The sequence below is a fragment of the Streptomyces sp. GC420 genome, from assembly GCF_009916105.1.
Lineage (GTDB): Bacteria > Actinomycetota > Actinomycetes > Streptomycetales > Streptomycetaceae > Streptomyces.
Window position 1 is genome coordinate 1 of record NZ_JAAAXQ010000080.1, and the last position, 25,052, is coordinate 25,052.

25 protein-coding genes are annotated in these 25,052 nt (G+C 72.1%); 11 read left to right on the top strand and 14 right to left on the bottom strand.

Features of this window, described 5'->3' with window-relative positions:
- Positions 1-186: 186 nt before the first annotated feature.
- Positions 187-804, top strand: a complete 618-nt coding sequence (locus GUY61_RS12855; protein ID WP_243766417.1) for an HAD family hydrolase — start codon at positions 187-189, stop codon at positions 802-804.
- On the opposite strand, the gene GUY61_RS12860 is transcribed toward GUY61_RS12855, so the two are convergent.
- Complete coding sequence (locus tag GUY61_RS12860) at positions 783-1,025, bottom strand: hypothetical protein (RefSeq protein WP_166630250.1); 243 nt, start codon at positions 1,023-1,025, stop codon at positions 783-785. The two genes, GUY61_RS12855 and GUY61_RS12860, sit on opposite strands and share 22 nt — an antisense overlap.
- Positions 1,026-1,200: 175 nt before the next feature.
- On the opposite strand from GUY61_RS12860, the gene GUY61_RS41150 reads away from it, so the two are divergent.
- Positions 1,201-1,584, top strand: a complete 384-nt coding sequence (locus tag GUY61_RS41150) for a cold-shock protein (RefSeq protein ID WP_166630251.1) — start codon at positions 1,201-1,203, stop codon at positions 1,582-1,584.
- Between the two features lie 109 nt (positions 1,585-1,693).
- Here GUY61_RS41150 and GUY61_RS12870 read toward each other — a convergent pair whose 3' ends face one another.
- From GUY61_RS12870 to GUY61_RS12885, 4 genes are read right to left on the bottom strand one after another with little or no spacing between them, the layout of a single operon-like run.
- Positions 1,694-2,605 carry a 1,4-dihydroxy-6-naphthoate synthase gene (locus GUY61_RS12870; RefSeq protein ID WP_313896640.1) on the bottom strand — a complete coding sequence of 304 codons (912 nt, stop codon included), beginning with the start codon at positions 2,603-2,605 and terminating at the stop codon, positions 1,694-1,696.
- The gene (locus GUY61_RS12875) at positions 2,602-3,498 is read right to left on the bottom strand and encodes a futalosine hydrolase (protein WP_166630252.1); all 897 of its coding nucleotides are present in this window, start codon (positions 3,496-3,498) and stop codon (positions 2,602-2,604) included. The genes GUY61_RS12870 and GUY61_RS12875 overlap by 4 nt, the downstream gene beginning before the upstream one ends.
- Positions 3,499-3,515: 17 nt before the next feature.
- On the bottom strand, positions 3,516-4,028 hold the full coding sequence (locus GUY61_RS12880) for a DUF2771 domain-containing protein (RefSeq protein WP_166630253.1): 513 nt from the start codon (positions 4,026-4,028) through the stop codon (positions 3,516-3,518).
- A gap of 26 nt (positions 4,029-4,054) precedes the next feature.
- Positions 4,055-5,455: an MFS transporter gene (locus GUY61_RS12885; protein WP_398955257.1), complete on the bottom strand. Its 1,401-nt coding sequence runs from the start codon at positions 5,453-5,455 to the stop codon at positions 4,055-4,057.
- A gap of 318 nt (positions 5,456-5,773) precedes the next feature.
- Between GUY61_RS12885 and GUY61_RS12890 the strand changes: the two genes are divergently transcribed.
- The 4 genes from GUY61_RS12890 to GUY61_RS12905 all read left to right on the top strand — a co-directional run bounded on the left by GUY61_RS12890 (position 5,774) and on the right by GUY61_RS12905 (position 13,227).
- Positions 5,774-6,682: a DUF3027 domain-containing protein gene (locus GUY61_RS12890; protein WP_166630255.1), complete on the top strand. Its 909-nt coding sequence runs from the start codon at positions 5,774-5,776 to the stop codon at positions 6,680-6,682.
- A gap of 1,089 nt (positions 6,683-7,771) precedes the next feature.
- Positions 7,772-10,933: a sacsin N-terminal ATP-binding-like domain-containing protein gene (locus GUY61_RS12895; RefSeq protein ID WP_313896641.1), complete on the top strand. Its 3,162-nt coding sequence runs from the start codon at positions 7,772-7,774 to the stop codon at positions 10,931-10,933.
- 184 nt (positions 10,934-11,117) lie between these two features.
- Positions 11,118-12,071: a hypothetical protein gene (locus GUY61_RS12900; RefSeq protein ID WP_166630256.1), complete on the top strand. Its 954-nt coding sequence runs from the start codon at positions 11,118-11,120 to the stop codon at positions 12,069-12,071.
- 226 nt (positions 12,072-12,297) lie between these two features.
- Positions 12,298-13,227 carry a hypothetical protein gene (locus GUY61_RS12905; protein ID WP_166630257.1) on the top strand — a complete coding sequence of 310 codons (930 nt, stop codon included), beginning with the start codon at positions 12,298-12,300 and terminating at the stop codon, positions 13,225-13,227.
- Between the two features lie 85 nt (positions 13,228-13,312).
- On the opposite strand, the gene GUY61_RS12910 is transcribed toward GUY61_RS12905, so the two are convergent.
- The 3 genes from GUY61_RS12910 to GUY61_RS12920 all read right to left on the bottom strand — a co-directional run bounded on the left by GUY61_RS12910 (position 13,313) and on the right by GUY61_RS12920 (position 16,452).
- The gene (locus tag GUY61_RS12910; RefSeq protein ID WP_166630258.1) at positions 13,313-15,751 is read right to left on the bottom strand and encodes a cation-translocating P-type ATPase; all 2,439 of its coding nucleotides are present in this window, start codon (positions 15,749-15,751) and stop codon (positions 13,313-13,315) included.
- 53 nt (positions 15,752-15,804) lie between these two features.
- Positions 15,805-16,164 carry a DUF2530 domain-containing protein gene (locus tag GUY61_RS12915; protein WP_166630259.1) on the bottom strand — a complete coding sequence of 120 codons (360 nt, stop codon included), beginning with the start codon at positions 16,162-16,164 and terminating at the stop codon, positions 15,805-15,807.
- Between the two features lie 96 nt (positions 16,165-16,260).
- The gene (locus GUY61_RS12920) at positions 16,261-16,452 is read right to left on the bottom strand and encodes a ribbon-helix-helix protein, CopG family (protein ID WP_166630260.1); all 192 of its coding nucleotides are present in this window, start codon (positions 16,450-16,452) and stop codon (positions 16,261-16,263) included.
- Positions 16,453-16,601: 149 nt separating this feature from the next.
- Here GUY61_RS12920 and GUY61_RS12925 point away from each other — a divergent pair, with 149 nt between their 5' ends.
- The 3 genes from GUY61_RS12925 (at position 16,602) to thpR (ending at position 19,310) form a co-directional block, all read left to right on the top strand.
- Positions 16,602-17,039 carry a MarR family winged helix-turn-helix transcriptional regulator gene (locus GUY61_RS12925; RefSeq protein ID WP_166630261.1) on the top strand — a complete coding sequence of 146 codons (438 nt, stop codon included), beginning with the start codon at positions 16,602-16,604 and terminating at the stop codon, positions 17,037-17,039.
- 145 nt (positions 17,040-17,184) lie between these two features.
- On the top strand, positions 17,185-18,543 hold the full coding sequence (locus tag GUY61_RS12930; protein WP_166630262.1) for an MFS transporter: 1,359 nt from the start codon (positions 17,185-17,187) through the stop codon (positions 18,541-18,543).
- 170 nt (positions 18,544-18,713) lie between these two features.
- Positions 18,714-19,310, top strand: a complete 597-nt coding sequence (gene thpR / locus GUY61_RS12935) for an RNA 2',3'-cyclic phosphodiesterase (protein ID WP_166630263.1) — start codon at positions 18,714-18,716, stop codon at positions 19,308-19,310.
- Between the two features lie 380 nt (positions 19,311-19,690).
- Here thpR and GUY61_RS12940 read toward each other — a convergent pair whose 3' ends face one another.
- The 4 genes from GUY61_RS12940 to GUY61_RS12955 form a co-directional block, all read right to left on the bottom strand.
- On the bottom strand, positions 19,691-20,683 hold the full coding sequence (locus GUY61_RS12940; RefSeq protein ID WP_166630264.1) for an aldo/keto reductase: 993 nt from the start codon (positions 20,681-20,683) through the stop codon (positions 19,691-19,693).
- 72 nt (positions 20,684-20,755) lie between these two features.
- A complete protein-coding gene (locus GUY61_RS12945) occupies positions 20,756-21,346 on the bottom strand; it encodes a Uma2 family endonuclease (RefSeq protein ID WP_166630265.1) in 591 nt (196 codons plus the stop codon).
- Between the two features lie 83 nt (positions 21,347-21,429).
- Positions 21,430-21,645, bottom strand: coding sequence for a DUF397 domain-containing protein (locus tag GUY61_RS12950; protein WP_166630266.1), 216 nt, complete (start codon positions 21,643-21,645; stop codon positions 21,430-21,432).
- Positions 21,642-22,469 carry a helix-turn-helix transcriptional regulator gene (locus GUY61_RS12955; protein WP_166630267.1) on the bottom strand — a complete coding sequence of 276 codons (828 nt, stop codon included), beginning with the start codon at positions 22,467-22,469 and terminating at the stop codon, positions 21,642-21,644. The genes GUY61_RS12950 and GUY61_RS12955 overlap by 4 nt, the downstream gene beginning before the upstream one ends.
- An 83-nt stretch (positions 22,470-22,552) precedes the next feature.
- On the opposite strand from GUY61_RS12955, the gene GUY61_RS12960 reads away from it, so the two are divergent.
- Entirely contained in the window at positions 22,553-22,990 is a 438-nt protein-coding gene (locus GUY61_RS12960) for a hypothetical protein (RefSeq protein ID WP_166630268.1), read from the top strand.
- Here the strand turns inward: GUY61_RS12960 and GUY61_RS12965 are convergent.
- Both GUY61_RS12965 and GUY61_RS12970 read right to left on the bottom strand, forming a co-directional pair.
- Positions 22,971-23,270, bottom strand: a complete 300-nt coding sequence (locus GUY61_RS12965; protein ID WP_166630269.1) for a DUF1540 domain-containing protein — start codon at positions 23,268-23,270, stop codon at positions 22,971-22,973. The two genes, GUY61_RS12960 and GUY61_RS12965, sit on opposite strands and share 20 nt — an antisense overlap.
- 153 nt (positions 23,271-23,423) lie before the next feature.
- Positions 23,424-24,119, bottom strand: a complete 696-nt coding sequence (locus tag GUY61_RS12970) for a GDSL-type esterase/lipase family protein (protein WP_166630270.1) — start codon at positions 24,117-24,119, stop codon at positions 23,424-23,426.
- 53 nt (positions 24,120-24,172) lie between these two features.
- On the opposite strand from GUY61_RS12970, the gene GUY61_RS12975 reads away from it, so the two are divergent.
- A partial coding sequence (locus GUY61_RS12975; protein ID WP_243766418.1) for a hypothetical protein occupies positions 24,173-25,052 on the top strand: 880 nt, incomplete at its 3' end.

Consider the following 25,052-nt stretch of genomic DNA (forward strand, 5'->3'; position numbering starts at 1 on the left):
CCCCCGGCCGCCTCGCCCCCCGGCCGCGGTGCGGACGGTGAACCGCCGGACCGGCCACCCGTCCACCCACCCGGTCGTTCCGGCCACCCGGCATCCCGGCCACCCGGCATCCCGGCCACCCGGCCACCGGGCCGTTCCGGCCACCGGGCAACCGGGCCGTCGGCGGCGTCGGAGAGAATGGCCGGCATGTCCGCATTCACGGTCGGGTTCGACCTCGACATGACTCTGATCGACTCCCGGCCGGGCATCAAGGCCGCGTTCGAGGCGCTGGCGGCGGAGACCGGGGTGTACATCGACGCCGAGCTCGCCATCAGCCGCCTCGGACCTCCCCTGGTGCAGGAGCTGGCGCACTGGTTTCCCGACGAGGCGATCCAGGCGGCGAGCGACAGGTACCGCGAGCTCTACCCCGCGTACGCCATCGCTCCCAGCCTCGCCATGCCCGGCGCCCGCGAGGCCGTCGCCGCCGTGCGGGAACTCGGCGGGCGGGCGATCGTCGTGACCGCGAAGCACGAGCCCAACGCGAAGCTGCACATGACGCACCTCGGCATAGACGCGGACGCGGTGATCGGCTGGCTGTGGGCCGAGGCGAAGGCGGAGGCGCTGCACGAGCACGGCGCGTCGGTGTACGTGGGGGATCACATAGGGGACGTGCGCGGGGCCCGTGTCGCGCGCGCCCTGTCCGTGACCGTTGCCACCGGCCCGTGCACGAGGGAGGAACTGCTGGCCGAGGGCGCCGACGTCGTGCTCGACGACCTGACCGTCTTCCCCGAGTGGCTGCGCGCCTACAGGGCCGACCTGGCCTGACGCCGCTGCACCGAGATGGACTTCAGCACGCCCGCGCCCGCGATCAGGAAGCCGACGCCCATCAGCATCGAGACAAGGTAGGCGGCGGTCGGCAGCGGGTCCATACCGAGGAACAGCGGGGCGATGGTCGCGAGTGTCGCCAGCGCGCCGACGAAGAACACAATCGCGCCGATCTTCACCAGGGTGTCGCCGGGGCCGCGGCGAGGAGGAGTATCGCTCATCCGACCAGGGTAGAACGCTGCGCGTAGGAACCGGTCGGCGACGTCTTGTCACCATGCCCCGGACCATTAGCCTTGGGGATGGCGGGTCCTACGCGACCCGCTCTACTGCTGTCCAGGGCTGTCGGCACCCGCTGAGCCGCAGCCGCATTCGACGAGTGACGAGGACGAGACGGACGTGCCTACCGGCAAGGTCAAGTGGTTCAACACCGAGAAGGGCTTCGGCTTTCTCTCCCGCGACGACGGCGGTGACGTCTTCGTGCACTCGTCCGTGCTGCCCGCCGGCGTGGACACCCTCAAGCCGGGCCAGCGCGTGGAATTCGGAGTGGTCGCGGGTCAGCGTGGTGATCAGGCACTCTCGGTGACCATCCTGGACCCCACCCCGTCGGTGGCCGCGGCACAGCGCCGCAAACCCGACGAACTGGCGTCTATCGTCCAGGACCTGACGACGCTGCTGGAGAACATCACGCCGACGTTGGAGCGGGGCCGCTACCCCGACAAGGCGCAGGGCGCGAAGATCGCGGGTCTGCTGCGAGCCGTCGCGGACCAGCTCGACATCTGACAGGCCGCGGAAGACGGCCGAACGGCGGGCGCAGCGGGGCTGCGGAGCTGCGGGACGGCGCCGGGGGACTCCCGGAGAGGACCTCGAAGAGAAGGGTCCTGGGCGGTCCTCAGCGGCTCTCGGCGGTCCCCGGAGATCCTGGGAAGACGAGCGCATCGGGGCCGAGGGGCGGAACGAGTCCCTCGGCCGCGGCGCGTGTGAGCAGGCCCCGTACCGCCGCGTAGCCCTCCTCGCCGAGTTCGGCGGTGAACTCGTTGACGTACAGCCCGATGTGCTGGTCGGCGACGACCGGGTTCATCTCCTGGGCGTGTTCGAGGACGTACGGGCGGGAGGCCTCCGGGTCGTCCCAGGCCATGCGCACGGAACTCCTGATGGCCGCGGCGATCTCCCGCAGCCGCTCCTCGCCGAGCGAGCGCCTGGCGATGATCGCGCCGAGCGGGATGGCCAGTCCGGTGGCCGACTCCCAGTGCTCGCCCATGTCGGCGAGCTTGTGCAGGCCGAACCGCCGGTAGGTGAACCGGGCTTCGTGGATGACCAGGCCCGCGTCGACCTTGCCGTCGCGAACGGCGGGCATGATCTCGTGGAAGGGCATCACGACGATCTCGCCGACGCCGCCGGGGACGCGGTCCGCCGCCCACAGCCGGAAGAGCAGATAGGCCGTGGACCGTTCGGAGGGCACGGCGACGGTCTTCCCGGTGAGGTCCGCGCCCGCCTCCCTGGTGAGGACGAGCGGTCCGCAGCCGCGGCCGAGCGCGCCGCCGCAGGGCAGCAGGGCGTACTCGTCGAGCACCCAGGGCAGCACGGCGTAGGACACCTTCAGCATGTCGAGCTCGCCGCGCTCGGCCATGCCGTTGGTGATGTCGATGTCGGCGAAGGTCACGTCGATCCCGGGCGCGCCGGGGACCAGGCCGTGGGCCCACGCGTGGAAGACGAAGGTGTCGTTGGGGCACGGCGAGTACGCGATCTGCAGCACGGCGTCTCCCTCTTCCTTCGTCACTGCGTCTCCCTCGTCACGCGTCACGGCGTCTCCTTCGTCATGGTGCCGCCCTGGCCTGCGAGCTGCCGCACGACGGTCGGGAAGGCGCGGCCCAGTGCGTCCAGAGCCTCCTTGACGCGCCAGGCGGCCCGGTCCCGCGGCCCGACCGGGTTGGAGACCGCGCGGATCTCGAACACCGGCAGCCCGTGCGCCGCGGCGGCTTCGGCGACTCCGAAGCCCTCCATGGCCTCGGCGCCCGCGCCCGGGTGACGCCGGGCCAATTCGGCCGCGCGCGCAGCGGTGCCGGTCACCGTGGAGACGGTGAGCACGGGGGCGTGGAGGGCGCCCAGTGCCTCGGCGAGCCTGCGGGCGTGCTGTTCGGGCGGCCGGTGCGCGGACCTGCCGAAGCCCAGTTCCTCGACGGGGACGAAGCCGTCGGCGGTCTCCGCGCCCAGTTCCGCCGCGACGATCGACTCGGCCACCACCAGCGAACCGACGGGGGCGTGCGGCTGGAAGCCGCCGCCGATCCCGGCCGAGACGACCACGTCGTACGGGAGGCCGTTCGGGTGCAGGGCGAGGGCGGTCGCGGTGCCCGCGGCCGCGGCCGCGGGTCCTGCGCCGACGGCCAGCACGTCGACAGTCACCGTCCCTGTCCCGGGCTCCGTCCCGCTCCCGGTCCCGGGCCCCGTCCAGAGCTGCGTTCCCGGCTCGGTTCCGGGCCGGGACGACGCGCCGCCGCCCGTGGGTGCCCGGCCGGCGGTGACAGGCAGGGCGCCGTGGCCGGTGCGGCTCCGGGCGCCGGACGCCTCCCGGTCCCCGGTACGGGTGCGGACCCGGTGCAGGGTGCGGCCCGGCAGGGCATGCTCCTCGGGGGTGCCGAGCGCGGCGGTGACGGCGTCCCGTTCCGCCGGGACCGCCGTCACCACGAGGAGCCGCACGGAGCGGTGGGAGCCGCTCAGCCGTTGTCCTTCTCGATCTTGAAGTTCCAGGCGCCCTTGTACTTACCGTTGGCGTCGACCTCGAGGATGCTCAGCTTGACCGACTTCGCGGCGGGGCCGCCCGTCTGGCTGGCGAAGAGGTCGATGCCGGCGAAGCTGCGGTACGTCTTCTTGTACGGCTCGTTCAGCGCGGGGGCGCCGTTGAGGTACAGGACCCAGCCGGTCTCGGCGATCGCGGGCTCCACGCCCAGACGCAGGGTGTCGCCCTGGGCCATCTTGATCGTCGCGTCCGGCTTCTTCTCCACGCAGGAGGCGATCTTCTTGTTGGGGACGGTGTCCCCGTCCGCGTAGCAAGCGGCCTCGGCGTTCACCGAGTTCGTGCCGACCGTCACGGTCGCCAGCGGCGTCGGCTTGTCGCAGGCGGAAAGGACGAGGAGTCCGGCGGACACAGCGCCGAGGGCGGCGCCGGCACGGCGGCCCTTGCCCGAGAGCTGAATCGACTTGCGGCATCGCCGCGGGGCAGCGGTCATGAGCGAAGGTTATCTGGCCGTCCTGCTCACGCCACGCGGGGGTGCGGCGTGCCCCGCCTGGCCGCCAGCAACAGCCCTCGTACGGTCGTCAGCCAGCCCGTGCAGACGATCGCGGCGGCGACCGTCAGGCCCAGCGTGCCGTTGAGGGGCAGCGAGATGCCGATGGCACCCCCGAGCACCCAGGACATCTGCAGCAGCGTCTCGGAGCGGGCGAACGCCGAGGTCCGTACCAGTTCCGGCACATCGCGCTGGATCATCGCGTCCAGGGACAGCTTCGCCAGCGCCTGCGCGCAGCCCGCGACGGCGGCCAGGGCGGCGATCAGCACCGGGCCGTACAGCGCGGCCGCGGCGATCGCGACGGCGGCGACGGCCGCGACCACAGTCACGACGATCAGTTCCGGGCCGCGTGCCCGCAGGGCGGCGCCGATGGCGGTGCCGCTCGCGTTGCCGAGGCCCGCGGCCACGCCGACTATGCCGAGCGAGACCGCGGCGCTCTGTCCGCCGAGCGGGTGGTCGCGCAGCAGGAACGCCAGGAAGAAGATCAGGAAGCCGGAGAGGCAGCGCAGCGAGGCGTTGGCGGCGAGCCCGTGGGTGACGGAGGGTCCGACCGTGCGCAGTCCCGGCGCCTTGGCCTTCGACGGCGGGTGGGGGTGCAGCGGCGGGTGCAGGTGTGCCTCGTCCGCGGCGAGCAGCGCCTTGCGCTCGCCCTTCGCCGAGTCGACCTTCGGGGGCAGCGAGAAGGCGAGGACCGTGCCGGTGACGAACAGCACGAACGCCCCGTACAGCGGCCAGCCCGGCCCGATCCACTGGAGTCCGGCGCCCACCGGCGCCGCCAGGCCGGTCGCGAGGAGTCCGCCGAGCGTCACCCGGGAGTTCGCCTTGACCAGCGAGAAGTTCGGCGGCAGCAGGCGCGGCACGACGGCGCTGCGCACCACGCCGTACGCCTTGGAGGAGACCAGCACGCCCAGCGCCGCCGGATACAGCTCGATGCTGCCGGAGGCGACCGCGCCGGACAGGATCAGTGCCAGCAGCGCGCGGGCCAGCATCGCCCCGGCCATGGCGGCGCGCCGGCCGTGCGGCACCTTGTCCAGCAGCGGGCCGATGACCGGCGCGAGCAGGGTGAAGGGGGCCATCGTGATGGCGAGGTAGAGGGCGACCCGCCCGCGCGCCTCGTCCGTCGGCACGGAGAAGAACACCGTGGACGCCAGTGCCACGGTGATCATCATGTCGCCCGCGCCGTTCACGGCGTGCAGTTCGATCAGTTTTCCGAGGCCGGATTCGCCGGCGCCGTGCGCGTGGGTGGCCTTGCGGATGCCCTTCGCGGTGCCGGTGAACGGCAGGTGCAGGGCGCGGCCGAACTTCCGGCCCGCTCGGCGGAGCGGCCCGGATCCCTCGGGAGACTGGCGGGACTGCCGTGCGGTGGCCACCCCGTCATAGTGCCCCAAGACCGTTCGACGCGACTGTCGACTCGGCCCCGAGTTGGTTCGTACTCGCTTCGTACTCGCTCCGTACGTGGACCGCGGGTGGGCTGACGGCTGCGGACGGGGTAGCGTGCGGAGTGCGCGACCGGCGGTCGTTCATGGCCGCGCGCCTGTCAGCGATCCCGCAGAATGGTGAGTAGCAGGTGCGCTGCCCTCCCGGCCGATCGGGTGTGGACGTCGACGCGGTCCGAGGGTCCGCTCCGTCCGCGCCGGGCCGGCGGCCGGCGGCGCCCAGGACACGGCGTAGGAGAGAGTTCGATTCTGGTGAGTGCAGCGACGACGCGAAGCCGTACCCCCGACCGCCTGTGCGCCGAGGCGGTCGACCTCGCCCGCAGCGCGGCGGAAGAAGTCGCGGCGCCGGGGGTGGTGGGTGAGCACGTCTCGGTCGTCGCCGACGGCGACCGTGTCGTCACGCACCTCTTCGAGTGCAAGGACCCCGGATACCGCGGCTGGCGTTGGGCGGTGACGGTGGCGCGGGCCTCCCGCGCGAGGGTCGTCACACTGGACGAGACGGTTCTGCTGCCCGGTCCGGACGCCCTGCTCGCGCCGGAGTGGGTGCCCTGGAGCGAGCGGCTGCGGCCCGGCGACCTCGGGCCCGGTGACCTGCTGCCCACCGAGGCGGAGGACCTGCGCCTGGAGCCCGGTTTCACGGGCGAGGAGGAGCCCCCGCCGAACTCGGTCGTCTCCGAGGAGATGGCGGAACTCGTCGAGGCCGAGGACGCGGACGTTACGGCGCCGCTCCGCGTGCCGCCGGCGCGCGGGTCGATCGCGGCCGTGGCGGAGGAACTCGGGCTGCGGCGGGCGCGGGTGCTTTCGCGGTACGGGCTGCATGTGGCGGCGGACCGCTGGGAGGAGTCCTACGGCGCGAAGACGCCGATGGCGCAGGCGGCGCCCGCGACCTGTGTCTCCTGCGGCTTCCTGATGCCGCTCGCCGGATCCCTGCGGCAGGCCTTCGGGGTCTGCGCCAACGAGTTCAGCCCGGCGGACGGTCACGTCGTCTCCCTGACGTACGGCTGCGGTGCGCACTCCGAGGCGGCCGTGATGCCGAAGCCTCCCCGGCCGGCTCCGCCCGTCGTGGACGAGACCCGCGTCGACGTCGTCTCCCTGCACCCCGACCCCTCCAGCGGCTCCGTCGAGCCGACCGCGCCACCGGAGGAACTGGGCCACTCCTGACGTCCCGGCCGCGTTTTCCGGGCGGCGCGTGCCGAGTTCGCGCCGCGCCGGCGCGGCGCCTTCAGGACGGCGGAACCGTTCGGCTCCGCCCGCGCCTGTGCGGACGGACCGGTGATCCGTCACCGGTGGTGACGGCCCGGAGAGCCGGGCTCCCGCGCCGAGCCGCGGCCCGCCGCGTACGCCGATTCCGGCGTGCGCGGGTATCCGGCCTTCGGACGGGACGGAGCCGCGTGGCCCGGCGGGCGGTCCCCGCGTCTGCGGGTCGGTGGTCCTCCGGCACTCTCGGCGGCGCGGGTTGCCGGCCTGTGGCGGCTGCGGCGGCTCGTGTGGGCGGAGCCGCGTGGTCCGGGTCGGCTCCGGTGTCTGCGGGTCGGCGCTGTGTGACCGGTCGGCTGGGGCCGGGAGCTTGTGCCTGTGGCGGCTGCGGCGGCTCGTGTGGGCGGAGCCGCGTGGTCCGGGTCGGCTCCGGTGTCTGCGGGTCGGCGCTGTGTGACCGGTCGGCTGGGGCCGGGAGCTTGTGCCTGTGCCTGCGCCGGGCCGTTGTCGGCTGGGATGCGGATGGTCTTCCGGGGTGTGGCGGCCGTGGCTCGCCCGTACGCGCTCGTTCCGGGTGCGCGCCACGTCGGCGCCTGTCCTGTCGCGGAATCGTCTGGTCAGCGCCGGCCAGGTGTCTGCGGGTCGGTGGTCCGTCACCGTCGGCGGGGGCCGGGAGCTTGTGCCTGTGCCTGCGCCGAGCCGTCGCGGGAGGCTCGGACGCGGGTGGGCGGGGTCGTCTGCCGGAAGGGGCGGTTCCGGCCGGTCTTGGGGTGTGCCGCACGGGCTGTTCGAGCGGCTGTCGCCCGTCGCACCGTGCGGCCGGATGCCGTGAGGGTGCCGGGGCGGGCGCTGCGGCCGCGGCCGGGATCCGGTCGGCGGAGGCGTCGCGTCCGCGCCGGACGGGCTGGAACGCCGCCGCGGGGCGAGGCGACCGCCCGCATCACCCTCGCCCCGGTGGCCGGGTGCCCTCCTCCTGGGAAGGCGTCCGGGTCCGGAGACGGTAGCGTCGGCGCCGCAAGCACCGGATCGGGACGGGCAGAGGGAGACACCGCGGTGAGCAAGAACGTGCGGCCGGCGGCCGGTGGGGCCGACCCCTTCGGTACGGGGCGTCTGCGCCGGGGCGTCCTCGACGCCTGGGGCGCGTCACCCGCGCGGTTCCGGGAGGACGCCAACGCCGAGGAGGACCTCGCGCTCGGCGGCTACCGCGACCGGCTCGTCGTCGAACTCGCGCAGAACGCCGCCGACGCCGCCGCGCGGGCCGGGGCACCGGGCCGGCTGCGGCTGACCCTGCACCCTGCGGCTCCCGACGCCCCGCCCGTGCTGGCCGCCGCCAACACCGGGGCACCGCTGGACGCGGCGGGCGTCGAGTCGCTGAGCACGCTGCGCGCGTCCGCGAAGAGGCCGGACGCCGAGACCGCCGTCGGCCGCTTCGGCGTCGGATTCGCCGCCGTGCTGTCCGTGTCGGACGAGCCGGCGCTGCTCAGCCGCACCGGCGGCGTGCGCTGGTCACTGGCCGAGGCGCGGGAACTGGTGCGGGAGACCGCCGCCGCATCGCCCGGCCTCGGCGACGAACTGCGCCGCCGCGAGGGCCACGTACCGCTGCTGAGGCTGCCGCTGCCCGCCGAGGGCACCGCGCCCGAGGGCTACGACAGCGTCGTGCTGCTCCCGCTGCGCGACGGCGGCGCCGAGGACCTCGCCGCCCGGCTGCTCGCCTCCGTCGACGACGCGCTGCTGCTCACCCTCCCCGGCCTCGCCGAGGTCGTCATCGAGACCCCCGAGGGCGTCCGCACCCTGACGCGCCGCCAGGACGGCCCCTGCACCGTCGTCGAGGACACCCTGCACGGCACCACGCGCTGGCGCACCGCCGGCGCCTCCGGCCCGCTGGAGCCAGCGCTGCTCGCCGGCCGGCCCGTCGAGGAGCGGCTGCGGCCGCACTGGTCGGTGACCTGGGCGGTGCCCGTGGACGGCGAGGGCGCGCCCGCCGCGCTCCGTACGACGCCGGTCGTGCACGCCCCCACGCCGACCGACGAACCGCTGGGCGTGCCCGCGCTCCTGATCGCCTCCTTCCCGCTGGAGACGACGCGCCGCCACACCGCACCGGGCCCCCTCACGGACTTCCTCGTCGAGCGGGCCGCGGACGCGTACGCCGGGCTGCTGCGCGACTGGGAGCCGGTGACGACCGGCAGCATCGGCCTCGTCCCCGGGGCGCTCGGCAAGGGCGAACTGGACGGCTCGCTGCGGGCCGCGATCCTGAAGCGGTTGCCGCGGGTGGCGTTCCTGCCGCCCGCCGTCCCCACGGAGGACCTGACCGCGCTGCGCCCCTTCGAGGCCGAGGTCGTCGAGGGCGCGGGCGCCGAGACGGTGCGGGTCCTCGCCGAGGTGCTGCCCTGCCTGCTGCCCGCCGGTCTCGAACGGCGCGTCGAGCTGCGCACGCTGACCGTGGCGCGGATCCCGCTGACCGAGGCGATCGACCGGCTCGCGGGCCTGGATCGAGAGCCCGCCTGGTGGCGGCGGCTGTACGACTCCCTGGCGGGCGTCGACCCGGACCGGCTCACCGGCCTGCCGGTGCCGCTCGCCGGGGATCCTTCCCGGCCCGGAGGTCCGGGGGGAGGCGCGGGGGGAGTGAGGACGACGATCGGTCCGCGCCAGGTCCTGCTGCCGCTGCCCGACACGACGGCCCCCGAGGCACTGGCCCGGCTCGGCCTGAAGGTCGCCCACCCCGACGCCGCGCACCCGCTGCTGGAGAAGCTCGGCGCGCTCCCGGCGACGCCGCGCGCCGTGCTGACCACCCCTCAGGTGCGGGCGGCGGTGGCCGGTTCGCTGGACGCCGGGGACATCTGGGACGAGGACGCGCCCGACCCGGAGGAGCTCGCCGACACGGTGCTCGCCCTGGTCGGGGACGCCGGCCTGGAGCCGGGCGACGAGCCGTGGCTGGGTGCGCTCGCGCTGCCCGACGAGGACGGCGAAATGGCCCCGGCGAGCGAACTGGTCCTGCCCGGCAGCCCGTTCGCGCGGGTCATGCGGGAGGGCGAGCTGGCGTTCGTGGACGCGGAGCTGGCCGAGCGGTGGGGCGAGCAGCCCCTCGCCGCCGTCGGAGTGCTGGCCGACTTCGCCCTCGTCCGCGCGACGGACGTCGTCCTGGACCCCGACGAACTCGAACCCCGCGACGGCGACTTCCCCGAGCCGGACGACGCGGGACTGCTGGACGCCGTCGACGTGTGGTGCGAGGACGTCCTCGACCGGTTCCCGGACACTCCGGTGCCGCCGGTGGCGACCGAGCTGGTCGCCGTGCGGGACCTGGACCTGGTCGACGACGACGCCTGGCCGCAGGCGCTGGCCCTGCTCGCGCGGCCCCCGCTGCGGGACGCGCTGACCCAGCCCGTACGGATCCTGCTGCCGGACGGGACGACGGAGACCGTACGGCCGTACACGGCCTGGTGGCTGCGCGGCCACCCGGTGCTCGGTGGCCGCCGCCCCGCGGGGCTGCGCGCGGCCGGCGGCGATCCGCTGCTCGACGGGCTGTACGAGTCCGTGGACGCGACCGGCTTCGAGGACGAGCAGGTGCTGCGGGCGCTGGGCGTACGGACCTCCGTGGACGCGCTGCTCGACGAACCGGGAGGCGCCGCGGAACTGCTGAACCGGCTCGCCGACCCGGACCGCCGTGTCACCCCGGCCCAGCTGCACGGCCTGTACGGGGCGCTGGCGTACCTCGACCCCGAGCAGGTGACGCTGCCCGACGAACTGCGCGCCGTCGTCGACGGCGGGACGCGGGTCGTCGACGCGGCGGACGCCGTGGTCGCGGACGCCCCCGACCTGCTGCCGTTCGCCCTGGCACAGCGGCTGCCGCTGCTCCCCGTGCCGCCCGCGCGGGCCGCTGACCTGGCCGAACTCCTCCAGGTGCGGCGGCTCGGCGAGGCCGTCACGGCCGAGGTGGCCGGCGAGGGCGAGGAGCACGAGGTCCCGTCGTCGGTACGCCGGCTGCTGGGCCCGGCGACCCCGTCGACGTACTTCGAGCACGAGGAACTGGTCGTCGGCGGTACGGAACTCGACTGGCACCGCACCCCGGACGGCGTGCTGCACGCGGCGACCCTGGAGGGCGTCGCGGCGGGACTCGCCTGGGCGGCGGGCCAGTGGCCGCGCCGTTTCGAGGTCGCGGCGCTCCTGGAGGACCCCTCCCGCACGGAGGAACTGGAACGCGACCGCTGGTTCGACTGAGGCCGCCGACCGGGGCATGTCGATGTGATCCAGGGCACGAATTCGTGAAATCTTCACGCGGCCTACAACCATTGGCCGGGGTCGTTGATCATTGAATCGAGTCAACAGACTCCCTGGTCACTCAGGCGCCGGCGAAGAACTTCAGGACCTTCGCCGGCTGCCTCTTTCTCCACTGGGGAAACGCATGCGCATTCGTGCCACCGTGGCCGCCGTCACCGGCGCCCTGGCTCTCTCCGCCCTTGCCGTGCCCGCCGCTCAGGCCGACGGCTCTCCGTCCCGCGAGGACGCCGCCGAGCTCGTGCGGGCCGTGCGCGCCGCCAAGCAGGCCGGCTCCGAGGATGCCGCGGCCTCCGGCCGCTCCCTCGCCGCTGCCGAGGACGGCGTGCCCTACGACCTGGACCTCTCCTTCTCCAACGTGAAGGTCAACGGCGGCAAGCCGATCGTCGCGGGCATCAGCAACAAGGTCACCGCGCCGGTCACCTACACCGTGACGCACGGCGCCGACGTCGACATCTTCGCCGACGACTTCCTGATGGACATCGAGCTCTACCGCGGCACCGACTACTGGACCGCCTTCGACGCGGGCAACTACCTCATCGGTGACGACTGGCCGGTCTGCACGGCGGTCAGCTCCACCGAGGCGACCTGCAAGGGCACCATCGACATCTACCCGGACCTGGAGCTGTCCAACGCCGACGCCACCACCTGGAAGACGTACGGCTACGCCCTCGCGTACAACGGCCAGGACCCGGACGGCCCCGACTGGAGCCAGGTCGGCTACACGGAGACGGACCCGATCGGGGTCACCACCAAGCTCCAGCGCTACTCGAAGCTGAGCGTCAACGCCTCTCCGGAGCCGGTCGTCAAGGGCAAGACCATCACGGTCACCGGCAAGCTGACCCGCGCCAACTGGGACACGCTCTCGTACGCGGGCTACACCAACCAGCCCGTGAAGCTGCAGTTCAAGAAGAAGGGCACGGACACGTACACCACGATCAAGACGGTGTACACCAACAGCTACGGCAACCTGAAGACCACGTACACCGCCTCGGCCGACGGCTACTGGCGCTGGAACTTCGCCGGCACCTCCACCACCCCGGCGGTCAAGTCCTCCGCGGACTACGTCGACGTGCAGTAGTCGTCGTGCGGTAGCGGTAGCGGTAGCGGTAGCGGGCGCAGGGCGTCGGGCCGGGAGGTCTGTGTGATCTGGGCAACACGTGCGCGAAATCTTCACGGCACGTACAACCCCTGACCGGTCTCGTTGATCTTGTCAGCGAGTCAACAGACTCCCCGACCACTCGGGCCCCGGCGAAGTGACTCAGCACCCTTCGCCGGGTGCCTCTCTCTCCACTGGGGGAAATCGCATGCGCACACGTGCCACAGTGGCCGCCGTCACCGGTGCCCTGGCCCTCTCGGCCCTCGCGGTGCCCGCCGCCCAGGCCGACGACTCGAGCCGCGCCGGCCTCCTCGGGAAGGTGCAGTCGGCCCGGGCCGCCCAGGCGGACTCCGGCGCCCCGCAGGCGTCCGGCCGCGCTGCCGCCGCCGCGGACGGCACGCTGAACGTCACCTTCTCCGGCGTCAAGATCAACAAGGGCAAGTCGATCGTCGTGGGGACCAGCAAGACGGTGACGGTGCCCACCGCCTACACCGTGACCCACCCCGCGAACGTCGACATCTTCGCCGACGACTTCCGGATGGCCGTCGCCATCTACCGCGGCGCGTTCTCCGCCCCGGACAACTTCGCGTTCGGCGCTAGCGGGCCGGTCTGCGCCGAGCAGTCGGCGACGGTCGCCGTCTGCGAGGCGACCGTCGACGTCATTCCGGATGGCCTGTTCAACACCGACGCCACCACCTGGAAGGCGGCCGGCTTCGCCTTCGACTACAACGGTCAGAACCCCGACCTGCCCGAGGACGAGATCGACTGGGAGAACGTCGACTACGCCGAGCAGGGCGGCCTCGCCTCCACCAAGCTCCAGCGGTACTCGAAGCTCACCGCGAACGCCTCCCCCGAGCCGGTGAAGAAGGGCAAGACCATCACCGTCACGGGCAAGCTGACCCGTGCGAACTGGGACACGCTGAAGTACGCGGGCTACACCAACCAGTCGGTGAAGCTGCAGTTCAAGAAGAAGGGCACGAGCAGCTACACCACGATCAAGACGGTGACGACGGACAGCAGCGGCAACCTGAAGACCACGCGCACCGCCTCGGTGGACGGCTACTGGCGCTGGAGCTTCGCCGGTACGTCCAACACCCCGGCCGTCACGTCCAAGGCCGACTACGTCGACGTGCAGTAACCAGCAACCAGTAACCAGTCGGCAGTAGCCTCCGGGGCGGGCACGGCGGCGCGGAACCACGCGCCGGCGCGCCCGCCCCGCGTGCTTACGCCGGGAAGCGGCGGTCGACCCACCGCCAGGCGAATTCCAGGGTCACCGCCGCGAGCGCGGCGATGGCGACGCCCGCCCACGGCATCGTCGTACCGACGAGTCTGAGAGCGAAGAACTCCTGCAGCCACGGCACGACGAGGACGACCAGGAAGCCGAGTCCCATCGTGGTCACCAGCAGGACCCGCCACAGGGTCCAGGGCCGGGCGACGATCGCCAGTACCCACATCGAGATCAGGAACAGCGTCAGCGTGGCGACGCTGGTCTCCGCGTCCAGGGCGTCCGTGCCGCTGTAGTACGACCGGGCCAGCAGGTACGCGGCGAAGGTGGCGACGGCCGCCACGATGCCTCCGGGGACGGCGTACCGCATGACGCGGCGCACGAAGTGCGGTCGGGCCCGCTCCCGGTTGGGGGCGAGGGCGAGGAAGAACGCGGGGACGCCGATGGTCAGGGTGGACAGCAGCGTCAGGTGGCGCGGCAGGAACGGATACTCCACCTGGAAGCAGACCACCAGGACGGCCAGCAGCACGGAGTAGACGGTCTTCGTCAGGAAGAGCGTGGCGACCCGGGTGATGTTGCCGATGACCCGGCGGCCCTCGGCGACGACGTCCGGAAGCGTCGCGAAACTGTTGTTGAGCAGCACGATCTGGGCGACGGCCCGGGTCGCCTCGGAGCCCGTGCCCATGGAGACGCCGATGTCGGCGTCCTTCAGCGCGAGCACGTCGTTGACCCCGTCCCCCGTCATCGCGACCGTGTGGCCGCGCGACTGGAGGGCCCCCACCATGTCCCGCTTCTGCTGGGGGGTGACCCGGCCGAAGACCGCGCCGTCCTCCAGCGCGGCGCCCATCTCCTCCCGGTCCGCGGGCAGCGTACGGGCGTCGACGGTCCGCTCGGCGCCCGGCAGGTCCAGCTTGGCGGCCACCGCGCCGACGGACACCGCGTTGTCGCCGGAGATGACCTTCGCGGAGACGCTCTGGGCCGCGAAGTAGCGCAGGGTGTCGGCGGCGTCGGGCCGCAGCCGCTGTTCGAGGACGACCAGGGCGGCCGGCTCGGCGTCCTGGGCGGGTGCCGGGTCGTCGAGCTCCCGGGCGGCGCGGGCGAGCAGCAGCACCCGCAGTCCCTGCGCGTTGAGGGAGTCGATCTCGGCGAGCGCCGGGTCGTCCCGCCCGAGCAGCACGTCGGGCGCGCCGAGCAGCCACGTGGAGGACTCGCCGCCGCTCTCGTTGAAGCTCGCGCCGCTGTACTTGCGGGCGGAGGAGAACGGCAGCGACTCGGTGCAGCGCCACTCCCCGGTGTCCGGGCAGGTGTCGATGACGGCCCGGAGGCTGGCGTTGGGCCGCGGGTCGGACTCGCCGAGGGCGCCCAGGACCGTGCGGACGTAGCCGTCGTCGGAGCCGTTCAGCAGTCGCAGCTCCTTGACGTCCATGCCGCCCTCGGTGAGCGTGCCGGTCTTGTCCAGGCAGACGGTGTCCACGCGGGCGAGGCCCTCGATGGCGGGGAGCTCCTGGACGAGGCACTGTTTCCGGCCGAGTCGGACGACACCGACGGCGAAGGCGATGGAGGTGAGGAGGACCAGTCCTTCGGGGACCATCGGGACGATGCCGCCGACGGTCCTGGCGAGGGAGTGCTTGAAGTCGGTGTCCTTGACGACCAGTTGGCTGATGATGAGCCCGATGGCGGTGGGCACCATCATCCAGGTCACGTACTTGAGGATCGTGCTGATGCCGCTGCGCAGTTCGGAGTGGACGAGGGTGAAGCGGGAGGCCTCCTCGGCGAGCTGGGCGGCGTAGGCCTCGCGGCCGACCTTGGTGGCGGTGTAGGCGCCGCCGCCCGCGACGACGAAGCTCCCGGACATCACGTGGTCGCCGGGCCGTTTGAGCACGGGGTCGGCCTCGCCGGTGAGCAGCGACTCGTCGACCTCCAGGCCGTCGGCCTCGGTGACCTCGCCGTCCACGACGATCTTGTCTCCCGGACCGGTCTCCAGGAGGTCACCCAGGACGATCTCGGAGGTGGGGATCTCGCGGGCCGTGCCGTCGCGGCGGACGGTGGGCCGTGCCTCGCCGATGACGGCGAGGTTGTCGAGGGTCTTCTTGGCGCGCAGTTCCTGGATGATGCCGATGCCGGTGTTGGCGAGGATCACGAAGCCGAACAGGCTGTCCTGGATCGGTGCTACGCAGAGCATGATGATCCACAGCACGCCGATGATGGCGTTGAAGCGGGTGAAGACGTTTCCGCGGACGATGTCGGCGGTCGAGCGGGAGGACCGCACGGGGACGTCGTTGACCTCACCGCGGGCGATCCGCTCGGCGACTTCGGAGGCGGTCAGCCCGGGGGCGCGGGCGACTGCCGCCCGGCTTCCGCCGGAGGCTTTCACCGGGTCCACGGGATGCACGGGGCTCGGTTCGGCACCGGCGTCGGTCAGCGGGCGCTGTGTCATGCAAGTGACGTTACGGCGCGAGGCCGCCGTTCACCCACCGGAAATGGGGAAGATCAGACCTCAGTACGAGGCGAGTGGTCCTCGCGCGCTACGGGATCCGCACCGGGGGACGCCTCAGGGGTTGCCCCGGGGGCTGCGTCGGGGGACGGGTCGGAAGATGCCGCGGAGGCCGCCGCGGAGCGCCTGATCGCCGCGTCCCTTCTGCGGACGTACCAGATGCCGATGAGCCCGAGTCCGCCGCCGGCCGCGCAGGTCCACACCCACCAGGTGTGGCCGTGTTCGTCGAACCAGCCGTAGAAGGGCAGCTGGACCAGGAACATCAGGAACCACAGGATCGTGCCGCCGGTGATGGTGGCGACGACGGGCCCCTCCAAGGGCTCGGGTGCCTCGTGTCTGGGGGTCCACTTCGCCATGTCGCACAGCTTAGACGGCCGATCGTTCTACGCGCGGAGACGGTCTTCCGTAAGCCGGCGCTCGGCCTCACCCGGCCCGGCCCCGGTTCCGCCGTCTCACGTGGCTTCCCTCAGCCCGTAGAACTTCTCGGTCTCGTCGACGGCGGCCTTGAAGCGTTCGTCGAAGTCCTCGCGAACGAGCGTCCCGGTCACGTAGTCCTGGACGCTCATTCCGCGTTTCGCCGCATGCTGCCGGATCCGGTCGAGAAGCTCACCGTCCAGGCGCAGACTGAGCACTGTCGATCCCATGCGGACAGCCTCACCGCAGGAGGCTGTCCGTCATGTCACTTTTCGGGCATGTCTCACTCTTATGCGTGACCTGGCGTGACCTACGTGACCTCCCCCACCTCGTCGCTCCCGCATGGTATTTAGCATGGGTAATGAGTTAAGCTAAAGACATGCTGGATCTGTCCCATGGCGCCGACGCCGACGCCGTGAACTCGCTGCGTTCCGCGGTGATGCGCCTTGCCCGCCGTCTCAAGCACCAGCGGGTCGACGAATCGCTGAGCCCCACCGAGATGTCGGTGCTGGGCACCCTGGCCCGCTGCGGCTCCGCCACCCCCGGTGAGCTGGCCCGCAAGGAGCACGTGCAGCCGCCGTCGATGACGCGCATCGTGGCACTGCTGGAGACCAAGGGGCTGGTCCGGCTGGAGCCCCACCCGGACGACCGCCGGCAGAAGGTGGTCACCTCGACCGGGCGCGCGGAGGCGATGCTCGAAGAGAGCCGCCGCAGGCGCAACGCCTGGCTGGCCGAGCTGGCCGGGGAGCTCGACGAGGAGGAGTGGGCCAAGCTCCGCGCCGCCGCGCCCGTCCTCGAGAAGCTCGCACACCAGTAGGTACCCGGCGCACCAGCGGGCCCGCGCACCAGCAGGCGCCCCCGGCCGCGGGCACCTCGAAGACCCGGTTCCGGCCGGAAACGGGAAAGGCACCGGACAAGGCAGCACGACAGCACGAACGTACAAACGCAAGGAGGCGACTCTTTTGAGTACGGGACCCGGAGCATCAGCTTCCGCCCCCGCACCGAACCCCGACGAACCCATCCTCAAGACCCGTAGAACGGGCGGCACCTTCTCCTCGCTGAAGGTCCGCAACTACCGCCTCTTCGCCGCAGGCGCCGTCGTCTCCAACACCGGCACCTGGATGTCCCGTATCACCCAGGACTGGCTGGTGCTCAGCCTCACCGGCTCCGCCGCCGCGGTCGGCATCACCACCGCGCTGCAGTTCCTGCCGATGCTGCTTCTCGGCCTGTACGGCGGAGTGATCGCCGACCGGTTCGACCGGCGCAGGCTGCTGATGATGACGCAGGGCGCACTGGGCCTGGGCGGACTCGCACTCGCAGCGCTGACCCTGTCGGGCCACATCCAGGTGTGGCACGTCTATCTGATCGCGACGCTGCTCGGCCTCGTCACCGTCGTGGACAACCCGGCCCGGCAGGCATTCGTCTCCGAGATGGTCGGACCCAAGGACCTGCCGAACGCCGTCAGCCTCAACTCCGCGAACTTCCAGTCCGCGCGGCTGATCGGCCCGGCCGTCGCCGGAGTCCTGATCACCGCGGTCGGCAGCGGCTGGGCGTTCCTGCTCAACGGCATCTCGTTCCTGGCACCGCTCGCCGGACTGATGCTGATGCGGCCCGCCGAACTGCACCGCGCGGAGCGCGCCCCGCGCGGCAAGGGGCAGCTGCGCGAGGGCCTCCGGTACGTCGCCGGACGGCCCGAACTGCTCTGGCCGATTGTCCTGATGGCCTTCGTCGGCACCTTCGGCTACAACTTCCCGATCTGGCTGACCGCCTTCACCGACGACGTGTTCCGGCAGGGCGCCGGCACCTACGGCATGCTGAACTCCCTGCTTGCCGCGGGCTCCCTGCTCGGCGCGCTGCTCGCGGCCCGCCGCGGCACGTCCCGGCTGCGCCTGCTGGTCGCCGGCGCGGTCGGCTTCGGCCTGCTGGAGGCCGCGGCCGCCGTCTCCCCGTCGTTCTGGCTGTTCGCCACGCTGATGGTCCCGATCGGCATGATCGGCCTCACGGTCAACGTCACCGCCAACTCCAGCGTGCAGCTGGCCACGGACCCGGTCATGCGGGGCCGGGTGATGAGCCTGTACATGATGGTGTTCATGGGCGGTACCCCGATCGGCGCGCCCATCGTCGGCTGGGTCACCGACGTCTACGGCGCCCGCGTCGGACTGGCCGCCGGCGGACTTGTCGCCGCCGCCGCGGCGATAGTCGTCGGCCTGATCCTGGCCCGGGTCGGCGGTCTCCGGCTGGAGGTCGACCTGCGCCGGGGGCGAAAGCACGTGAGGTTCGTCCCGAGAGCGCCCCGCGAGGTACTGGCCCCCGCGGTGTGACGGACCTCGCCCCCGGCGGCCCGGCAGCAGTCGGGGCGCGCGCCCCCGTCCGGGGTCGGCCCGTGCGGGCCGTCGGGGGCGGGAGGAGATCCCGGGCGCCGGGGAGTGGTGGCGCGAAGCGCGCAGTCCGCCTACGGGGCTGGGCGGGTCCGCGGTGCGAGACTGCACGGATGAGACTCTTCGCCGCCGTACTGCCACCCGGCGAGGCCATGGACGAACTCGGCCTCGCCGTAGATCGGTTGCGCGCTCTGCCCGGCGCGGAGGAGCTGCGCTGGACGGGGCGGGACGGGTGGCACTTCACGCTCGCCTTCATGGGCGAGGTCGACGACACGCGGGTTCCCGAACTGGAGCGCCGCATGGAGAGGGCCGCCGCCCGGCAGATGCCGTTCCCGCTCCGCCTCACCAGCGGCGGTCAGTTCGGCCGGCGCGTCCTGTGGGCGGGCGCCTCCGGCGGACTCGCCGAGATCCGCCGCCTCGCCGAACGCGCCGAGGCCGCCGCCCGCAAGTCCGGCATCCCCATGGACGAGCACCGCCGCTACACCCCGCACCTCACCGTGGCCCGCACCCGTACCGAGACCGAGCTCAAGCCGTACGTCGAGGCGCTGTACGCCTTCGAGGGCACCCAGTGGGAGGTGCGTGAACTCAGCCTCGTGCGTAGCAACCTCCACGCGGCGGACCTGCCGGGCGGCCCTCCCCGCTACGAGACGGTGGGCGCGTGGCCGCTGGGCGGAGCCCCTGCGCGGGGCGGGGGACCGCGCGGCGGTTAGGCTCGACGGGTGGACCCGAAGACCAGGAACCGGATCATGGCCGGTGTGCTTGTGCTGATGTTCGTCGTGATCGCGGTGGCGGCGGCTTCCGGCGGCTGACCCTCGGCCCCTCGGCCCCTCGGCCCCTCGGCCCCGCATTCCCACGCCGCGCCTGGCGGCGAGGAGACCGCCGGTGGCACACCCGAGCCGGGTGTGCCACCGGCGCTCTCCTTTCATCCGGTGCCGCGGTGCTGCGGTGCCACCGCGGCCGGCGGCGGTACGGCCCGGACGGCCGGTCCCGCGGCCACCACCCGGGTGGCGACACGGGACCGGGCCGCCGCGGACCCGGCGGCAGACGGTGCCGGCGCGGCGGCGTCCCGCCGTCCCGCAGGAGCAAGCGGCTACCAGGCGAACGCCTCGGGCGACGGCCCGGGACCGGGGAAGATCTCGTCGAGGCCGGTCAGGACCTCCTCCGAGAGCTCCAGCCCCACGGCGCGCACCGCCGAGTCGAGCTGCTCCTGCGTGCGCGGGCCGACGATGGGCCCGGTCACCCCGGGACGGGTCAGCAGCCAGGCGAGAGCCACCTCGCCGGGTGCCAGCCCGTGCTTGTCCAGCAGATCCTCGTACGCCTCGACCTGCGTCCGCACCGCGGCGTTCTCCAGAGCGCTCGCGGAACGGCCCAGCTTGGCGCGGGTGGCGTCCTCGCGGTGCTTGCGGACGACCCCGCCGAGCAGCCCGCCGCCCAGCGGCGACCAGGGGATGACCCCGAGGCCGTACTCCCGCGCGGCCGGGATGACCTCCATCTCCGCGCGGCGCTCGGCGAGGTTGTAGAGGCACTGCTCACTGACCAGGCCGAGACCGCCGCGCCGGGCGGCCGCCTCGTTGGCCTGCGCGATCTTGTAGCCGGGGAAGTTCGACGACCCGGCGTACAGGATCTTCCCCTGCTGCACGAGTACGTCCATGGCCTGCCAGATCTCCTCGAACGGCGTCCGCCGGTCGATGTGGTGGAACTGGTAGAGGTCGATGTAGTCGGTCCGCAGCCGCTTGAGGCTGGCGTCGACGGCCCGCCGGATGTTCACGGCGGACAGCCGGTCGTGATTGGGCCAGGCGTCCCCGTCCGGGCCCATGTTCCCGTACACCTTCGTCGCGAGGACGACCTTGTCGCGGCGTCCGTCGCCCTTGGCGAACCAGGAGCCGATGATCTCCTCCGTACGGCCCTTGTTCTCGCCCCAGCCGTACACATTTGCGGTATCGAAGAAGTTGATGCCCGCGCCGAGCGCGGCGTCCATGATCGCGTGCGAGTCGGCCTCGTCGGTGTGAGGCCCGAAGTTCATCGTGCCGAGGACCAGTCGGCTGACCTTGAGTCCGGTGCGTCCGAGCTGCGTGTACTTCATAGGGCCCCAGCCAACGCGTTGGAGTGCGCTCCACGCAAGGGGGCTCCCGGCCGCCCGGGTGTTCCGGCGCGATCAGTCGCGGGGGAACTCGTCCGTCCTGAGGACGAGGCCGACGGGCGTGGCGGTCAGGTCGACGTCCGTCCCGAAGGGGACCTTCGCCTCCGCGGCGTACTCGCCGTCCTTGGGCTGGGTGAACACGTGGCACCTGCCCTGGTACGGGTCCGCGATCAGATACACCGGGACCTCGGCCTCCGCGTACGCCGCCTTCTTCGGGCCGTAGTCGTTCATACCGGTCCGCTTGGAGACCACCTCCGCGACGAACACGACGTCGGCGCAGTTCCAGAGCCCCTTCTCGTTCCTGGTGGCGCCTTCGGCCACCAGCGTCACGTCGGAGGCGAAGCCGTTCAGATGCCCCGGATAGTCGATGCGGACATCGGACTTGATGCGCTTCCTGGGGTGCTTGGCCCGCAGCTGGTCGTAGACGGCTGCGATGATCTCCCAGTGGGTGTCCCGCTGCGGCGCCATGAAGATGTTGCCCCCGACGATCTCGGTCTTGTATCCCTCGGGGACGGGCATCTTCTCGAGCCACTCGAACATCTCGTCGAGAGTGGGCTCGTTGTCGCTGTCGGCCATCTCGATCCTGTCGGTCTCTGCGACGGTCATCGTGGCACTCCTCCACGGCCGGCGCTCGTCGCGCACAGCCGCGCGGTACAACGATACGCACGGTGACCGGGTCACGTAGGCAGTCAGGCCATGGCGTCGGCGGCGTGGGTGAGGAAGGCCGACCAGGCGGAGGGGGAGAGGGCGAGGCCGGGGCGCGCGGTGTCCTTCGAGTCGCGGACGTGGACGGCGGGGGAGCGGGTGCCGCTGTGGGGGGATGGCGCGGCGAAGGCGACCTCGACGCAGGCGCCGCCCTGGTCGCCGCTGTAGCTGCTCTTGAACCAGTCGAGGTCGTTGCTCACAGTTCTCGTGCCACCTGTCCGATGAGATTGGCGGAGTCTTCGGGGCTCAGGGCCTGGGCCCGCAGGATGCCATAGCGTGCGAACACATCACCTACGTCCGGCTGTTCGCTGAGAAAGTATCGGCCGCCCTGCCCTTCGACGTACACGAGCTGACTGCGGCGCTTCGCCGTTTCCAACAGGATGAAAGGCCCGTTCAGCCCTGCGTGCGTCCGCCTGTCCTCCGGCATGACCTGAATCTCGACATGGCGCAACTGTCCGATGTCGAGGATGTTCAGCAGGTTCTCCCTGAGCACCGCCGGTCCGCCGATGGGCCTGGTGAGTGCGGCCTTCTCCAGGACGAAGCTGACGACAGGAGCCGGTTTGTTCCGGAACACGCTCTGGCGGGTCAGCCGTGCGGACACGGCCGCCTCGATCTGCTCCTCTTCCAGCGACGGACACGCGCAGCCGAACACGGCGCGGGCGTATGCCTCGGTCTGGAGGAGCCCGGGGATCACATGAGTCTCGTACCAGTGGATCCCGGCTGCCGTGGCCTCCTCCGCCAGGTAGTCCTCGAACCATGCCGGAACCCCGCTCGCCGTCAGCTCCTGGGCGACCTCCAGCAGTGCGCCCTGTGCACCGAGTGCGTCGTCGGCGATGGCGACGAAGTCGCCCTTGGGGCGGCGTTCGCCGCGCTCGATCATGGCGACCTGGGACTTGGAGTACCGGGTGTGCCGGCCCAGAACCTCCTGCGACATCTTGGCGCGTTCGCGATGGAAACGAAGGAGTCGGCCGAAGGCCTTCGCCGCGCCCTGGCCCGTCCGGCCCGCCTGTTCACCCGAGTTCACGTCCCGCCCTCCCCAGTGCACGACCTGGCACGGACCCCTTGTGGTGCTGGTCACACTAGCCACGGCTCGGCAAGGCTGGGGGCATGAAGCAGCGAAATTCACCGGGACCGGTGCCTGCCTGGGTCCCGGCGTCCGGGCACGCCCTGCGCCACGCGGGGGTCCACTTCGACGCCGTACGGATCGGCGGGATCCTCGGCGAGCAAGTGGCTTACGAGATCATGCAGTTCACGGACTTCCGGGCGGGGCCGATCGTGCGGGAGGTGGTGGGGCCGCAGAACTACTACTTCCTGTTGCCGCCGCAAACCGTCGCCGAGTACCGGTGGCCCGCCGGGGCGCGGGCACTGACCCGGCACTCGCGGAGCGAGGCGTTCGTCGGCGTCCCCGCGCTGGACGGGTTCACCTGGCCGCTGGGGTGGCGGTCGCTTCCGACGCAGGAGGACCCGTTCGTGGACCCGGGGCTGCTGAACGAGCTGGCTGGGCGGGTGGCGGGGACGCCGGAGGCTACGCGGGGGCGTAGGTGAGGCAATCGACCTCGTCCTGGAGGTAGCCGACGGAGATGCCGGGGGCGTGGCACTCGAGGCTGGAGTTGTGGCGGCAGTCGGCCATCTTGCAGGCGCCGACGTGCCCGGTGGCTGAGGGCTCGCCGCCCTTGGGGGGAGAGGGGCAGAAGGTGTCGCAGTGGGGGTGGTGGGCGTCCCCCACGGTGATGGCCAGAGCGTGGCAGGCGCGGTCGTTGTTGTACGCGCAGTTCTCCACGGCGCACTCGTTGATGACGGGCATCTGAACGGCGGACGTCCCCATGACCGGGTCCTTTCGTCGGCGTCTCGCCCCCCACTGTCCGGCCCGCCTCCCGCCGGGGCACCCCGGCGTGGGCCGAACGGGTGTCCCGGGCAGGGTGTGCCGTGATCCTTCGCGGCGCACGCCGGGTGCGGTGGCGGCCAGTCGCCGGGACGTCTACCGCGGCGTGTGAAGGTGCTCGTACAGCGCGCCCAGGCCCCACGCCTGGTGCATCGCGTCGGCGAAGGCGGCCGCCAGTTTGTGCTCGCCGCTGGGGCTGGGGTGGGTCCCGTCGTACGTGTCGGCGCGCAGGTCGTACGTGTCGGGGCGGGAGGCCAGGAGGAGCGGGGAGGCCGGGGTGGAGAGGTCGGCGACCGCCTTGGCGAGGAGTTCGTTGAAGCGGGTGCACTCGGCGGCGAAGGGCGGGTCGTTCTCGGCGCGGGTGTTGTGGATGACGGGGAGCATGACCATGCGGATGGCGGGACGGGCCTCGCGGGCGGCGCGGACGAAGGCGCCGACGTTCTCGGCGGTCTGCTGGGCGTTTGTGTAGAAGCCGAGGTCGATCAGGCCCAGCGAGACGAGGAGGAGGTCCGCCTTCGTCCTCCGGACGGTCTCGCCGATCAGCGGCGCCATGTGGCACCAGCCCTCTCCCCAGCCGGCGAGGTGGGCGCGGGCGCGCTCGGGAAACGACGGGTCGCCGTAGGTGTGCGAGACGGGCGCCTCCGCCTGCTTGTCGTACAGCTCGGTGCGGGGGCCGACGATGCGGAAGGGACCGCCGTACGTCGCAGAGAGGTGTTGCCACATGCGGAAGCGCCAGGTGTAGTCGCCGGCGCTGCCGATGGTCATGGAGTCGCCGACGAACATCACGCGCATTCGCCCATGATTACCGGTCGGTAGCGGGTGGGTGCAAGTGGCAGTCTTGGTGCATGCGTGCACGGGTGTGGGTGTCATGGGCGGTGGCCTGGGGGTTCGTACTCGCCGGGACCGGGGGGTTCGCCGGGGGCGGAGCGGCGTACGCGGCCGGCGACGGGGGGTTCACGATCAAGGATCCGCGCATCACGGAGTCCAGCGGGCTCGCCGCGTCGCGCGCGCACCCGGGGATCTACTGGACGCACAACGACAGCGACGACGGGGCGTACATCTACGCCGTCGACTCCGGGACCGGCGGGACCGTCGCCCGCATCGCCCTCCAGGGTGTCGGCACGGCCCGGGACGTCGAGGCCATCTCGATCGGCCCGGACGGCAACATCTACGTCGGTGACATAGGCGACAACCTGGACGGCTCCTGGGAACACGTCTGGATCTACCGCATCCCCGAGCCGAAGACCCTCGCCGACGCCACGGTCCGCGCCACGCAGTTCACGGTCCGCTACGAGGACGGGCCGCGCAACGCGGAGGCGCTGATGGTGCACCCGAAGACCGGGCGCGTCTACATCGCGACCAAGAGCGAGGACGGCAAGGGCGGAATCTACGAGGGGCCGGCGGAGCTCGGCGCCGGGGACGCCGGCAACACCTTCACCCGGGTCGGCGACACCAACGGACTGGAGGTCACGGACGGGGCCTTCTCGCCGGACGGCACGCGGCTGGTGCTTCGGGGCTACTTCGGGGGCGAGGAGTACTTCTGGGCGGACGGCAGGCTCGGCAAGGAGATCGGCGACCCCAAGGTCCCGGTGAGTTTCTCCCACCCCCAGGGCGAGTCCGTGACCTTCACCCCCGACGGGCGCGCCCTGATGTTCGGCTCAGAGGGCGCCGACTCCCCGGTCGAACGGGTCGAGCTGTCCGGCACCTATCTGCCCGACTCCGTGA

Coding starts and splice junctions, on each gene's coding strand:
- GUY61_RS12920 (WP_166630260.1), bottom strand. CDS start 16,452: ATGGGATCGACAGTGCTCAGTCTGCGCCTGGACGGTGAGCTTCTCGAC.
- GUY61_RS12915 (WP_166630259.1), bottom strand. CDS start 16,164: ATGGCGAAGTGGACCCCCAGACACGAGGCACCCGAGCCCTTGGAGGGG.
- GUY61_RS12905 (WP_166630257.1), top strand. CDS start 12,298: ATGCGCACACGTGCCACAGTGGCCGCCGTCACCGGTGCCCTGGCCCTC.
- GUY61_RS12855 (WP_243766417.1), top strand. CDS start 187: ATGTCCGCATTCACGGTCGGGTTCGACCTCGACATGACTCTGATCGAC.
- GUY61_RS12880 (WP_166630253.1), bottom strand. CDS start 4,028: ATGACCGCTGCCCCGCGGCGATGCCGCAAGTCGATTCAGCTCTCGGGC.
- GUY61_RS12925 (WP_166630261.1), top strand. CDS start 16,602: ATGCTGGATCTGTCCCATGGCGCCGACGCCGACGCCGTGAACTCGCTG.
- GUY61_RS12960 (WP_166630268.1), top strand. CDS start 22,553: ATGAAGCAGCGAAATTCACCGGGACCGGTGCCTGCCTGGGTCCCGGCG.
- GUY61_RS12965 (WP_166630269.1), bottom strand. CDS start 23,270: ATGGGGACGTCCGCCGTTCAGATGCCCGTCATCAACGAGTGCGCCGTG.
- thpR (WP_166630263.1), top strand. CDS start 18,714: ATGAGACTCTTCGCCGCCGTACTGCCACCCGGCGAGGCCATGGACGAA.
- GUY61_RS12970 (WP_166630270.1), bottom strand. CDS start 24,119: ATGCGCGTGATGTTCGTCGGCGACTCCATGACCATCGGCAGCGCCGGC.
- GUY61_RS12860 (WP_166630250.1), bottom strand. CDS start 1,025: ATGAGCGATACTCCTCCTCGCCGCGGCCCCGGCGACACCCTGGTGAAG.
- GUY61_RS12910 (WP_166630258.1), bottom strand. CDS start 15,751: ATGACACAGCGCCCGCTGACCGACGCCGGTGCCGAACCGAGCCCCGTG.
- GUY61_RS12940 (WP_166630264.1), bottom strand. CDS start 20,683: ATGAAGTACACGCAGCTCGGACGCACCGGACTCAAGGTCAGCCGACTG.
- GUY61_RS12945 (WP_166630265.1), bottom strand. CDS start 21,346: ATGACCGTCGCAGAGACCGACAGGATCGAGATGGCCGACAGCGACAAC.
- GUY61_RS12900 (WP_166630256.1), top strand. CDS start 11,118: ATGCGCATTCGTGCCACCGTGGCCGCCGTCACCGGCGCCCTGGCTCTC.